This is a genomic window from Lentzea sp. NPDC051213, from assembly GCF_044455585.1.
GTDB lineage: Bacteria > Actinomycetota > Actinomycetes > Mycobacteriales > Pseudonocardiaceae > Lentzea.
Map to the genome: position 1 here is coordinate 338,910 of NZ_JBITEX010000010.1, position 11,547 is coordinate 350,456.

The 11,547-nt window shown below is 69.1% G+C and carries 11 protein-coding genes and 1 other RNA gene; 10 read left to right on the forward strand and 2 right to left on the reverse strand.

Annotation, left to right across the window (positions count from 1 at the left end; translation table 11 throughout):
• Positions 1–62 precede the first annotated feature (62 nt).
• Positions 63–457: RNase P RNA component class A (gene rnpB / locus ACIA8G_RS38135), an RNA gene on the forward strand.
• Positions 458–474: 17 nt separating this feature from the next.
• Positions 475–1,599, forward strand: coding sequence for a threonine synthase (locus tag ACIA8G_RS38140; protein WP_396423624.1), 1,125 nt, complete (start codon positions 475–477; stop codon positions 1,597–1,599).
• On the opposite strand, the gene ACIA8G_RS38145 is transcribed toward ACIA8G_RS38140, so the two are convergent.
• Positions 1,596–3,077 carry a hypothetical protein gene (locus ACIA8G_RS38145; RefSeq protein WP_396423625.1) on the reverse strand — a complete coding sequence of 494 codons (1,482 nt, stop codon included), beginning with the start codon at positions 3,075–3,077 and terminating at the stop codon, positions 1,596–1,598. The genes ACIA8G_RS38140 and ACIA8G_RS38145 overlap by 4 nt on opposite strands.
• A 39-nt stretch (positions 3,078–3,116) precedes the next feature.
• Positions 3,117–3,380: a hypothetical protein gene (locus ACIA8G_RS38150; protein WP_396423626.1), complete on the reverse strand. Its 264-nt coding sequence runs from the start codon at positions 3,378–3,380 to the stop codon at positions 3,117–3,119.
• Between the two features lie 415 nt (positions 3,381–3,795).
• Between ACIA8G_RS38150 and ACIA8G_RS38155 the strand changes: the two genes are divergently transcribed.
• Genes ACIA8G_RS38155 through ACIA8G_RS38190 form a run of 8 tightly spaced genes read left to right on the forward strand, consistent with a single transcriptional unit; the run spans position 3,796 to position 11,537 of the window.
• The gene (locus tag ACIA8G_RS38155) at positions 3,796–4,074 is read left to right on the forward strand and encodes a hypothetical protein (RefSeq protein ID WP_396423627.1); all 279 of its coding nucleotides are present in this window, start codon (positions 3,796–3,798) and stop codon (positions 4,072–4,074) included.
• A gap of 3 nt (positions 4,075–4,077) precedes the next feature.
• Positions 4,078–4,554 (forward strand): hypothetical protein, encoded by a 477-nt coding sequence (locus tag ACIA8G_RS38160; protein ID WP_396423628.1) that lies wholly within the window; start codon positions 4,078–4,080, stop codon positions 4,552–4,554.
• Positions 4,529–7,381 carry an ATP-binding protein gene (locus ACIA8G_RS38165; RefSeq protein ID WP_396423629.1) on the forward strand — a complete coding sequence of 951 codons (2,853 nt, stop codon included), beginning with the start codon at positions 4,529–4,531 and terminating at the stop codon, positions 7,379–7,381. The genes ACIA8G_RS38160 and ACIA8G_RS38165 overlap by 26 nt, the downstream gene beginning before the upstream one ends.
• The gene (locus tag ACIA8G_RS38170) at positions 7,378–9,240 is read left to right on the forward strand and encodes a hypothetical protein (RefSeq protein WP_396423630.1); all 1,863 of its coding nucleotides are present in this window, start codon (positions 7,378–7,380) and stop codon (positions 9,238–9,240) included. Before ACIA8G_RS38165 ends, ACIA8G_RS38170 begins: the two co-directional genes overlap by 4 nt.
• Before the next feature lie 12 nt (positions 9,241–9,252).
• Positions 9,253–9,849 (forward strand): hypothetical protein, encoded by a 597-nt coding sequence (locus ACIA8G_RS38175; protein ID WP_396423631.1) that lies wholly within the window; start codon positions 9,253–9,255, stop codon positions 9,847–9,849.
• Positions 9,850–9,852: 3 nt separating this feature from the next.
• Positions 9,853–10,854, forward strand: a complete 1,002-nt coding sequence (locus ACIA8G_RS38180; RefSeq protein WP_396423632.1) for a C40 family peptidase — start codon at positions 9,853–9,855, stop codon at positions 10,852–10,854.
• An 18-nt stretch (positions 10,855–10,872) separates the two neighbouring features.
• Positions 10,873–11,346, forward strand: coding sequence for a hypothetical protein (locus ACIA8G_RS38185; protein WP_396423633.1), 474 nt, complete (start codon positions 10,873–10,875; stop codon positions 11,344–11,346).
• Positions 11,343–11,537: a hypothetical protein gene (locus tag ACIA8G_RS38190; protein ID WP_396423634.1), complete on the forward strand. Its 195-nt coding sequence runs from the start codon at positions 11,343–11,345 to the stop codon at positions 11,535–11,537. Before ACIA8G_RS38185 ends, ACIA8G_RS38190 begins: the two co-directional genes overlap by 4 nt.
• Positions 11,538–11,547 lie beyond the last annotated feature (10 nt).

The window sequence follows — 11,547 nt, forward strand, 5'->3', positions numbered from 1 at the left end:
AACCAACGTCCGGACCAGTGAACAACCAGTTCCAGACCCTGGGATATCCTGGTGGACGCGGATGAGTCGGCAGGGCGGCCGCGGCAGGTGACTGTCGAGGAAAGTCCGGACTCCACAGGGCAGGGTGGTTGTTAACGGCAACCAGGGGCGACCCTCGGGACAGTGCCACAGAAAGCAGACCGCCTCGGCGCAAGCCGGGGTAAGGGTGAAACGGTGGTGTAAGAGACCACCAGCGCCCCAGGTGACTGGGGCGGCTAGGTAAACCCCACCCGGAGCAAGGCCAAGAGGGCACCCGGATCGAAAGAGAAGGGTGCCTGCGCGAGCGTTCGAGGGCTGCCCGCCCGATGCTCGCGGGTAGGCCGCTAGAGCCTGCCGGCAACGGCAGGCCGAGATGGATGGCCGCCGACTGGGACCTCGGTCCCATGAACAGGATCCGGCTTACATGCCGGCTCATCCGCCTGTATTGATGGGAGCATGCTCTCCCATCTGGACTGCGCCCGCTGCGGCCTGCGCCACGACGCCGACCAGGTGCAGAACCTCTGCCACGGCTGCGCGTCCCCGCTGCTGGCCCGCTACGACCTCACGAAGGTCTCCCGCCCCACCGCGGAGAACTCGCTGTGGCGCTACCGCGACGTCCTCCCGGTCCGCTCACCCGACCCCGCGTTCAGCCTCGGCGAGGGCATGACCCCGCTCGTCCCGTTGCCCAGGCTGAGCCGCGCCCTCGACGCGCGAATCCTGATGAAGGACGAGTCGCTGATCCCAACGGGTTCCTTCAAGGCCCGTGGCGCGGCCGTCGGCGTCGCACGCGCCCGTGAGCTGGGCATCAAGGGCATCAAGATGCCGACCAACGGCAACGCCGGCGCCGCCTGGGCCCTGTACGCGGCCCGCGCGGGTATGCGCAGCGTCATCGCCATGCCCGAGGACGCCCCGCTGATCACCCGCGAGGAGGTCGTGGCGAGCGGCGCCGAGTTGCGGATCGTGCCGGGCACCATCGCCGACGCGGCCAAGGCCATCAAGGACGTCGACCTCTTCGACGCCTCGACCCTCAAAGAGCCGTATCGCATCGAGGGCAAGAAGACGATGGGCTACGAGATCGTCGAACAACTCGGCTGGCGCGTCCCGGACGTGATCATCTATCCGACCGGCGGCGGTGTCGGGCTGATCGGCATCTACAAGGCGCTCCAGGAGATGCGGGAGCTCGGCTGGATCACCGGACCGTTCCCGAGGCTGGTCGCGGTGCAGGCGACGGGCTGTGCGCCGATCGTTCGCGCGTTCGACGAGGGGCGCGCCGAGTCTGAGTTCTGGGAGAACGCTTACACGAGCGCGTTCGGCATCAACGTGCCGAAACCGTTGGGAGACTTCATCATCCTCGACGCCATTCGCGCGACGAACGGCACGGCGGTGGCCGTGGACGACGCGCAGATCCTCGCCGATCGCGCGGAATGCGCTCGCCTTGAAGGCGCCTTTCTGTGTCCTGAGGGTGCGGCCACGCTGAGCGCGGTTCGCTTGCTGCGCAAGGACGGCTGGCTCAAGGCGGACGACGAGGTGGTCGTGCTGAACACCGGGGCGGGCATCAAGTACCCGGGAATTCCCGGCTAACCGAGGTCACGCACCCGAAGTCGCGCCATCCCCAGCGCGGCAAGAAGAACAGCCACCGCCGCGAGAAGCAGGGGCGCGGCGGTGAGCTGCTGCCCGGTCAGCACCCGAGGCAGGAATCCGAACGGCGACACCAGGTTCGCCACGTCGTAGCCGATGCCCAGTGACGGGCCGACGATCTCGCCGAACATGTTGACCACCAGCCACACCACGAACGAGATCGCCGCGGCGGCACGGGGCACGAAGCCCACGGCGAGCATCGCCACCGCGCCCACCACCAACGCGGCCGGCACCTGGAGCAACGCCGCGGTCAGCACGCGGAGGTCGCCACGCCCGGCGGTGAGCCCGGCGGCGGTCATCATCGCCGCGGTCCCCGCCACGGCCACGAGCAGGTGACCGGCGGCCCACCGCATCCGGCCGACCGTCGTCGACAGCAGCAGCTCGGCCCGTCCGGACACCTCGTCGGCACGCAGCCGCAGCACCACGAGCACGGGGAACAACGCGGCCGCGCCGCCCAGGCTGATCATGATCATCCACAGCAACGTGTCCCCGAGCTCGCCGGTGCCGTAGCGCCGCAGGAACTCGGCCATCACCGGCGACGCGCCGTCGATCGTGCCGCGCATCCCCGCCGCGACGCCGCCCATGGTGGCGCCGGCCAGCGCGAACGCCGTCACCCACCCGATCAGCTGAATTCGGTGCACCCGCCACGGCACGTTGACGTCACCGCCGGCCCTCCCCGGCCGTGCGGGCACCACGCCCGTCCCGAAGTCACGGCCCAGGTTCAGCCGGAACGCGGCGAACGTCAGCAACGCAGTAGCCGCGAGCGGCACCACGAGCACCCAGCCCGACACCAAGAAGAGGTGGCTCCACCCGTTCGGGGAGAACCAGCGCGCCCACAGCAGGCCGCTGCCGTCCGCCGCGAACCGCACCCCGTAGGTGACGCCCAGCGCGCCGCACGCGATCAGGTGAGCCGTCGAGGAACGTTCGGTGAGCTGGGCGGCCACCCCCGCCACGGCCGCGAACACCAGGCCCGGCGCGGCCACCGCGATGCCGAACCGGAGCCCGCCGATCGCCGCCACCAGCACGCCGGCCAGCAGCGAAGCGCCCATCGCCAGGCCCAGCGCCGAAGCGAGTGGCGCCAACCGGGATAGCGGGGTGGACCGCAGCAGCTCCTGACGGCCGGATTCTTCTTCGGCTCGGGTGTGCCGCAGCACGGTCAGGATCGCCATCAGCGCGGTCAGCGTGAACGCGATGTCACCGATCTTCCACAGGATCAGGCCGTGCAACGTCGGCGCGGTCAGCTGGCCGGTGAACGCGGTCAGCGCCGTGTTGCCCGCCAGGTCACGCGCGAAGGAGAGGGCGGCTTCAGGAGTGGGGAACATGCGGCTGTACTGGCCGGTGACGCTCAGGACCACGCCCGCGATGAGCACGATCCAGCTGGGCAGCACCACGCGGTCACGACGCAGCAGGAATCGAAGCATGGTTCGGAAGCTACACAACTTTCACGAAGTTGTGAAGACTCAGCGGTTGGCGGGGCGCCCCGAAGGCATCCGCAACACGGGCCGGAACGGCTCACCCGCGTTGTAGAGCTCCTCCAACTCGGTCACATAGGCGAGCACGGCCGGGTTCACGATGTCGGCCAGCGACCGCACCCCGGCCTGAGGCTCGTAGGAGGCGAGATAGGTGGCCGCCGCACGCGCACGCTCGAGCACGGACCTGTCGAAGTTGATCGTCCGCTGGACCCGGCGCCGGGATTGCGGCGCCTCCCCGGTAGGCTCGTCCACGCCTGGAGCACTAGGGGAGGCTGTGATTCCGTCCACACTTCCATCCGGCACGAGGTCAGGCTCGAGCATGGGCGAATCTCCTCGGAGTCGTCGCTCCTGGCCGCGCCTGCGGCGGGGTCGCGAACCGGCCTGTCAGGGCATTCACATGAGTGGGCACGTGCGCGGGTTTGAGACGCACGCACTGTGTGTGACCAGGGCGTTCGCAGTCGGGTGAACCTTGTCAGCGACGGAGAGAATCTTGAGCCGGGTGTTCCCCACTGACGTCTCCTCAGTGATGATGTGTCGGCCAGATTAGACGTAATTCCTCGCAGGGGGAACGGCCAGATGATCTACCGCCAGCTCCAAGCCCTTCACACCTCGTGACGAAGTCGTGTTCTACTCGTAGCGCAAGCCCGAGCGCACTCTGGAGTACCTAATGACCGCCATGGACCTGGTGACACTTGCTCAGCAGCAGCCGACGGTGCCGGGCACAACCAATGTCCGCGACTGGATCCTGAACAACATCGTCCCGCTGCTGCTGCTGACCGTTGCCCTCCTCCTGCTCTGGCTGGGTGGTGGCAAAGGTGACAACGCGGGTGTGATGCGCCGCCTCGGTGGTGTGATCGTCGCTCTGGCCATCATCGGTCTCGCGGTCACGACCGACGCGGGCAAGAACATCGGCACGTGGCTCGCCGGTTTGTTCGTCGGAGGCTGACACGTGCGGGTCCGCACTGACGACGAGGTCTACCGGGTCGACGCCGTCTGGCTCGGTCCGCCCAAAGCGACATTTCCCTGGCGCGCGCGATACGTCGCGTGGGGCGTCGGGATCGTCGTGTTCCTCGTCGTACTCACGATCGAGCGGCAGATGGGCATCGGGTTCGGGTTCTTCTCGACCGCGTGGGCCCTCGTCGCGACGATCATCCTCACTCGTTTCATCACCCAGCGGATCAGCCATGAACGGCCGCTCACGGCCGTCATGTCGATGTGGGTCCGCGAGCTCACCGCACCTCGAGAACGCACGGCAAGCACCGGCGGAGCGGCTTCAGCCGCCCGGATCCGGGTCGCTCCGCAGCGGCCTCGTCCCAAGTTGACCAAGAAACAACAACGACGGGCGAGACAGCAGGCCCAGCACCGCCGGACGTCAGCCAGCCGTAAGAAGGAGGTTCGCGGTGTTCGGACGCCGGCGAGACCGTGACCGTCGCTCCGCCCAGCACATCGCCCAGCACGCCGCGGCCGACCCCCGCGAGCGTGACCGGGCCGCATATTCGAAGCGCGGACGCCGCCTGCCCGGCGAGCAGTCCGTGCCTAGCTACACGCCGTCGATCGCGGCCCGCAGCATCGACGGCCACCTGCTGCGCACCGGCCAGGAGGTCTACGCCTGGTACCGGCTCGCGCCGCAACGCTGGTCGTTTCGCAGCGACTCGCAGCGCCAGGACCTGATCGCCGCGATCGCCGGGCAGTACGCCGAGCTGCAGGGCCGCTGGATGCACCTCCGGGTGACCACGCGGCCGTACCCGATCCGCATGTGGGCCGAGGCGCACGTGCACAACGCCGTCAAGCGCCTGCCGGACACGCCCGGCACGCTGTCGTTCGACGACTACATGGTCGGCGAGCAGCAGCAGCTCATGGGCCGCTCGATGGCGGAGAAAGAGGTCTACCTGGGCGTCCAGGTGCAGACCCGCAACATGATGGACCGCGCCGTCGAACGCGCCGCCCCGGTGCTGCGCAAGGTCTTCCCAGACGCCGTCGACGCCGAACTGGTCGCGCTGGACTCCGAGGTCGAGCACCTCGACCAGGTGATCGGGTCCGCCGGTCTCGAAGGCCGTCCCGCGACGGCCGAGGAGATGTCCTGGCTGATGCACCGGTCGTGCTCGCTGGGCCTGCCCGCGCCGCGCAACCTGCCGGCCGTGCCGGGTGCGGCGTGGGAGCCGGAAGACCTGGCCAGCTTCACCGACGCGGCGGACTTCCACCAGGAGCCCTACTCGCCGACCGTGACCGTGCGTGGCCGCACCGGCTCGAACGCGGGCATCAAGCGGCACGTCGCGGTGCTCACCGTCGGGTTGATGCACGGCCTGCAGATCCCCGAGGTCGACGACCCGTGGGTGCAGCGCGCCGACAGGCTTCCCGCCTCGGTCGAGTGGTCCGCCCGCATCTACGTGCGCAAGCCCGAAGAGGTGTCGGGCGAGCTGTCGCGGCAGATGAGCAAGGTCCGTTCGCAGGTCCGGCACTACACCGACGAGCACGAGCTGGAGCCGCCGCAGTCGCTGGCCCGCCAGGCCGGCCGCGTGCTGGAGATCGACGACGAGATGACGTCGGGCTTCACCGCACTGGGCACCCGCGTCAGGTCCTGGTGGCGCCTGGCCGTCTCCGGCCCGAACGAGCGCGAGGCCCTGCGCCTGGCCCAGTCGCTGCTGGAGCTCTACAAGCCGAAGGTCGCGATCGAGCACCCCGAGGCCCAGTACGCGATCGCCCGAGAGTTCATCCCCGGCGAACCGCTGTCCAACGGTGCATACCTGCGCCGCGGCAGCGTGCTGTGGGCCGCGAGCGCGGTCCCGACGGCGACGGCCGAGGTCGGTGACCGCCGCGGGATTCTGCTCGGCGAGACCGTCACGGCCACCCGCCGCCCGGTCGCGTGGGACCCGTGGATGGCGCAGGAGCTGCGGGACGCCTCGGGCCTGACCGCGATGGTCGCGGGCCTGGGCGCCGGCAAGTCGTTCCTCGGCGGCGGCATGGTCTACAAGACCCTGCGGGCCGGCGCGCACTGGACGCTGCTCGACCCCTCCGGTCCGCTCTCGGCGCTGTGCGAGCTGCCGGAGCTGCGCCCGTACGCGCGGCCGATCAACCTGCTCAACGCCCAGCCCGGCATCCTCAACCCGTACCGGGTGGTCGCCGAGCCGATGATCGAGCACTTCCACGACGAGGAGGACCCGGAACGGGCCTGGCGCCGGGAGAAGGCCCTCGCGGCCGCGACCCGTCGTCGTCTCGTGCTGGACGTGCTCACCGGTCTGCTGCCGTACGAGGTCGCGCGGCTGCCCCAGACGCGCATCGTGCTGCTGCGTGCCGTCCGCACGGTCGGTGGCCGTTTCGACGCCCACCCCGGTCTCGTTTTCGAGGCGCTGCGCCGGGACGCGTCCGAGCACCACGAGCACGCCGTCGTCGTCGCGGACTTCCTCGACGAGATGCGTGAGCGCATGTCGTTGCTGATCCCCGAGGACGACCTCGACCCGTACAACGAGGTGCGCGACGACCGGCTCACCGTCCTCACCATGGCGGGCCTGAACCTGCCCAAGGACGGCGTCGGCCGCGAGCACTGGACGGACGCGGAGTCGCTCGGCGTCGAGATGCTGAACCTCGCCGCCTGGCTCACCCAGCGCTCGATCTACGAGAAGCCGAAGGACCAGCGCAAGGGCGTCTGGATCGACGAGGCGTTCTTCCTGTCGGAGGTCCCGACCGGTCGCGTGCTGATGAACCGCTTCGCGCGTGACTCGCGCAAGTGGAACGTCCGTGTGCTGCTGTCGTCGCAGATCCCCGCGGACTTCCTGAAGATCCAGGGCTTCGTGACGCTGCTCGACTCGGTCTTCGTCGGCAGGCTCGACGACGACCAGGCGCAGGCGGACGCGTTGCGGCTGCTCAAGGTGCCGATCGGCGCCGGGTACGAGCAGGTCGTCGCGTCGCTCGGCCGCCGCCCCGGTGGCGAGCGCACGCAGACCGAACGCGACCGCGCGCCGCGGCAGTTCATCTTCGGTGACGGTGCCGGCGGTGTGGAGCGGATCCGCATCGACTTCAGCGGCCCGCACCTCGAACACCTGCGCAACGCCCTCGACACGACGCCGGATGCCAAGCGCGGCAACGGTGAGCTCGTGCCGACGGACGAGGAACAAGCGGCCCAGCCGCCCGCCTACGTGCCCGACGAGATGGACGACGAACTGGCGGCGGACATGGAACTCGGATTGACGGAGGAGGAGGCCCACCTGGTGGGCCATGGTGACGGGAGCAACCGCCACCGGGACGGCGCCGCATGACGGCGCTGACGATCGTGCTCGCGATCGCCGCCTTGCTCTGGGCGAGGCGGCGGTTCGCGCTGCGCACGTCAGCACGGACCCGCTCGGTCCTGATGGTGTCCGCGATCCTCGCGCTGCAGGTCGTCCTCGGCGCCCCGACGGCGCACGCGCAGTCGTGCGGTGAAGCACCGAACCCGGAACGTCCCGGCGCGGGCATGGTCGGCGCGCTCGACCCGCCGGTCGGCAACGGCCTGCCCGGCTCGCCGTACCTCGAGTACGGGTACGCGGGCATGGTCTGGCACAACTACCAGGCCAAGTGCAACATCGTCCCGGACGCCAATGCCACGATCGACACGTGGGCGGGCAACGAGCTCTTCAGCATCGGCAAGAACATCGTCGGTGCCACGAACGCGTTGCACTACACGGTGATGGGCCGCGGCCTGCTGGTCCCGCTGGACGACGCCGTGAAGAACGGCGTGCAGAAGGTCTACGACAACGTCTACCTGCGCTGGTTCGGCCTGGTGGCGCTGATCCTGGCGATCCTGATGTTCCGCCAGATCTGGACCGGCGACTTCGCCACGATCTCCAAACGCGGGCTCTGGGCGCTGGCGGCCATGTGGCTGGCAACGTCCACATTGGCCTTGCCGCAGTTCTACAACCTCCTCGACAACACGCTGGTCTCCAAGACGTCGGAGATCCAGGCGGGGTTCATCGAGGCACCAGAGGAACAAGGCACACTGCACGTCCTGCCAACGAAACTGCACGACGCGGTCGTGTACCAGAGTTGGTTGCGCGGCGCGTTCGGCACGCCGGAGGCACCGCAGGCCGCCGAGTTCGGCCCGCGGATCCTCAAGGCGCAGGCGTGGACGACGGCCGAGATCGCCGAGCACAAGGACGCCGACCAGGCCGCGTTGAGCGCGAAGAAGGCCGAGTGGATCGCGCTGGAGGGGCAGCTCGGTACCGCGAAGGGCTACTTCGACGGCACCGACGGCAGCCGCACCGGCGCGGGTTTCCTGGCGCTGCTGCAGTCCATCGCGTTCTCGCTGTTCCAGTTGTTCGCGAAGGCCGCGGTGCTGCTGGCCCAGCTCCTGCTGCGCATCCTCACGCTCGCCGGACCGCTCATCGGTCTCGTCGCGCTGCTGCACCACGACCTGTTGCGCAAGGTCGCGCGTGCGGTCGCCGTGACGGTGTTCAACGTGCTGGTGCTCGCGGTTCTCGCGGGTGTCCACGCGTTGCTGCTGCAGGCGATCTTCAACGCGACCGGGCTTTCGTTGCTGACACGTACTTTGCTCGGCCTGATGCTGACACTGGTGTGCTTCGTGATCGGCAAACCGTTGCGCCGCATGTGGCAGATGGTCGAGATGTCGGTCGGTTCGGCGGGCAACGTCCTGCCGATGAGCGGCGGCATCTGGTCGAAGATGATGGGCAAGAAGAAGACCGGCCCGTCGCCGCAGGACGAGTTCTGGGAGTCCGTGCGGGAGGGTGACGGCGACGGCGAGCAGGTGCCGCAGCGCGGTCGCGGCCGGGTCCGCCCGGAAGCCTCCAGCCCGGTCATGGCGACGGCGCAGCGGCTCGACCGCGATTCCCAGCCGGGCCAGATCGTCAGCGGTGGCGACGGCTACGGCGTGCGTGCCGGGGCGTTGCCCGCGGGATCGGGCCCGGCGGCGTTGCCGGTCGGCCGGTCGCGCGTGGTCGACAGCCCGACGGTCACGGACCGGCAGTGGGACCGGGTCGACGACGCGGTGCTCGTGCCGTCGCGCTCCAACGGCTACGCGGCCCCGGTGCAGGAACCTCGCAGGGCCGAGACAGAAGTGGTGGCAGGACGTCAGGTGCACGTGATCTACCGACCGTCGCGCGGTCTCGAAGTCAGGGACAACTGAGAGGGGGCGTAGGTGCCGATCCGTACGAACCGCGGCCGCGCCGCGGTCTACCGCAGGCTGTGGGGATGGCCGCTGCGTTCCCCTCGCCACCTGGTCGCCTCGATCGTGATCTTCGTGGTGCTGGTCGTCGCGCTCGGCGTGATCATCCCGAAGGTGCTCGACCGCAAGCCGGCCGGTCCGAACGTCGCGGCCGGGACTTCGACGTCGGTGCAGCCGAACCAGGTCGGCCAGCTGCCGTCCAGCGGCGCCTCGCTGCCGACCAAGCAGCCGCCGCCCGCGAACAGCGCCTCGGCCGCACCCCCCGCGGCGGACGCGCAGCTGACCGCCGAGCTGTGGGCGGAGAGGTGGATCAAGCCACCACCGGACAACGACGTCAACAAGTGGCTCGCGCAACTCCGTGATTTCACGACGGAGGAGTTCCTGGCGCAGATGGCGACGATCGACCCCAAGAACGTGCCGGACCGGCTCGACACGGTGACGGCCAAGCGGTCGACCGTGTCGTCGGCGGACTTCGAGGTGAGCACGGACCTCGGCAAGGTCATGATCACGTTGATCAAGGTGTCGCCCAGCAACAAGTGGCTGGTCAACGGTTACACCAAGGTGGGGTGAACCATGCGCCTGATGCTGCTGATCGGGGCCCTCGTCGCGGTCGTCGTGATCGCGGTGGCGACCTCGGGTGTGACACAGGTGGTCAGCAACTCCACGAACCCCGCGGTGCAGGGCAACTTCCAGCTGATGGGCTGCAACGCGACCATCGGGCCGTGGGACGCGGGCGGCGCCGCCAAGGGCCAGCACGACGCGTCGCGGCTCAACGAGGAACAGCGCAACATCGTCGCGCGCATCATCTCCATCGGCCAGGAGCGCAAGCTGCCGCCGCTGGCGTGGCAGGTGGCGATCCAGGCGGGCATGACCGAGTCGGGCCTGCGCCCGCTGAACTACGGCGACCGCGACTCGCTCGGCATCTTCCAGATGCGCCCGTCGATGGGCTGGGGCACCCCGGCCCAGGTGACCGATCCGACGTACGCGATCAACAAGTTCTACGACGTGCTGCTGAAGGTGCCGGACTGGGAGAACAGGCGGCCGGGTGACTCGGCGCAGGCGGTGGAGCGGTCGGCCTTCCCGGACCGCTACCACAACTGGGAGTCCATGGCGGCGTTCCTGCTGAGCGAGCTGGGGCAGATCAGCGACCCGGCCGGCTGCGGTGCCGGTGCCGGCCAGTTCCTGCTCGGGTCGAACGCGGCCGGTGTCGCCATCCAGTTCACCAGGCAACAGCTGGGCGAGCCGTACCTGTGGGGCGGCAACGGCCCGGACGCGTGGGACTGCTCGGGCATCCTGGTGAAGGCGTTCGCGGAGGCCGGTGTGAAGATCCCGCGCGTGGCGAACGACCAGTACGAGAAGGGCGGCGCCCACCTGCCGGTGCGCGACGCCCAGGCAGGCGACCTGCTCTTCTGGGCTTACAACACGGCAGACCCCCGTTCGGTGCACCACGTGGGCATGTACCTCGGCAACGACGAGTACATCCACGCCCCCCAGACGGGTGATGTCGTGAAGATCAGCAAGATCAACTGGAATTATCACGAGTTGATGCCGCTGGCCGTCCGGCCGGGCGTGTAGATCGCGGGGAGGCGCTGCATGTTCAACCACGACCCCATCCCGAGGCCTTCCGGACCACCAGCTTCCAGCACACCGGTGCGTGACTACATGGCTGCCGGTGCACCGGGCGTCTCGTCGGACTACGTGGTGATCCCGCGTGCTCTGGCCGAGGCGATGCCGCTGCCGTGGCAGCAGCACCTCACGCACCTGCTGGCGGACTTCCACCGGACGTACGGGCACCTGAAGTGGCCGATCTACCGGGTGGTGCCGTCGCGCTACGAGAAGCTCGCCGATCTCGACGAGGAACAGCTGGCCGAGGTCGGCGCGATCATGGAGATCGACTCCGACGGATCGCTCGTCTACCGGGACCGCTCCGGGCGTAAGATCGAGAACGCGGAGGACCGCACGGTGCTGGTCTCGTGTTTGGACCCGATCCCGTCGGAGTATGCCAACGCCAACCAGTCAACGCCGCCGCGGGGATTCCCGGCGCCATTGGGAGGCGAACGCGTATGAGCGACAAGAGCGGTTGGTTCTTCTGCCTGACCCACCAGACGGTGGAGCAGGGCAAGGGCTGCAAGGGCCCCGACCGCATGGGCCCCTACCCGGACGAGGCCACCGCGGCTCGTGCGCTGGAGATCGCCCGCGAACGCACCAAGGCCGCTGACGAGTCCGACAAGAAGTGGCGCGGCGACGACGAGGACTGACGCGCTCGGT

Bases quoted from the DNA above. Each gene is read 5' to 3' on its own strand.
- ACIA8G_RS38140 (WP_396423624.1), top strand. From the start codon at position 475: ATGCTCTCCCATCTGGACTGCGCCCGCTGCGGCCTGCGCCACGACGCC.
- ACIA8G_RS38145 (WP_396423625.1), bottom strand. From the start codon at position 3,077: ATGCTTCGATTCCTGCTGCGTCGTGACCGCGTGGTGCTGCCCAGCTGG.
- ACIA8G_RS38155 (WP_396423627.1), top strand. From the start codon at position 3,796: ATGACCGCCATGGACCTGGTGACACTTGCTCAGCAGCAGCCGACGGTG.
- ACIA8G_RS38170 (WP_396423630.1), top strand. From the start codon at position 7,378: ATGACGGCGCTGACGATCGTGCTCGCGATCGCCGCCTTGCTCTGGGCG.
- ACIA8G_RS38180 (WP_396423632.1), top strand. From the start codon at position 9,853: ATGCGCCTGATGCTGCTGATCGGGGCCCTCGTCGCGGTCGTCGTGATC.
- ACIA8G_RS38185 (WP_396423633.1), top strand. From the start codon at position 10,873: ATGTTCAACCACGACCCCATCCCGAGGCCTTCCGGACCACCAGCTTCC.
- ACIA8G_RS38190 (WP_396423634.1), top strand. From the start codon at position 11,343: ATGAGCGACAAGAGCGGTTGGTTCTTCTGCCTGACCCACCAGACGGTG.